The organism is Gordonia paraffinivorans NBRC 108238, assembly GCF_000344155.1.
Classification (GTDB): Bacteria; Actinomycetota; Actinomycetes; order Mycobacteriales; family Mycobacteriaceae; genus Gordonia; species Gordonia paraffinivorans.
The window spans coordinates 1-708 of record NZ_BAOQ01000107.1; the positions used below are offsets into that span (position 1 = coordinate 1).

Below are 708 nucleotides of genomic sequence, written 5' to 3' on the forward strand. Positions count from 1 at the left end.
AACCTGACCTCTGATCCAGAAAGGACGTTCCACCTCGGGGCCGTGAACCCCGACGCCCACCGACGCGTCGGGCACCTCTCACGGCCTACGCCCGGAGATCCGGTCCTCAGACCACCCACCCGGGCCACCCAACAGACGACCGCCACCTCACGAAAGATCGAGGCTAGACCCCGGCGAGTGCAAGCCACTTCATCACTCGACGCGTGTGTAGGTCCGTCGAGGAGCCGTGCAAGTGCATAATGGTAATGCTGCTATTCGGTCGCTGCATTTTCCGGTCCCGCGGCGCTGTGGCTCACCTATTGGTGCCATCGGCGCACAGTGGCCGGCGGGAGATGCCCGTCTAGGGCGCGGCGGTGCGGTACAAAGAGGCATGGCAACGGCTCGTGTCCCTTGGTCTCGGATAGACAGTGGCGACCTGGAACACACCGTCGCGATGCTGGTCTGTGCGGATTACCCAACTGGGCAGAAGTTTACGCCGGGGCCGGACGGCGGCATCGACGTCTTCGTTCCAGATGGAGAATCTTGTCGAAAGGTGCTCCAAGTCAAGAACTTTGCGATGAAGTTCACTAGCACCGAGTTCCGCCAAGTGAAGCGATCGCTGAACAGAGTTGCAGATACAGCGGAGGCGCAGGGGTGGACAATTACCGAGTGGCACCTGGTCACTCCGCGCGACCCCACGCCTGGCTACTTCGCGAAGATTGGTGACTT

1 pseudogene is annotated in these 708 nt (G+C 61.6%); it reads left to right on the forward strand.

The window, feature by feature from the left end:
- Window positions 1-370: 370 nt before the first annotated feature.
- Window positions 371-708: pseudogene (locus GP2_RS22010) on the forward strand (hypothetical protein); the annotation flags it as partial.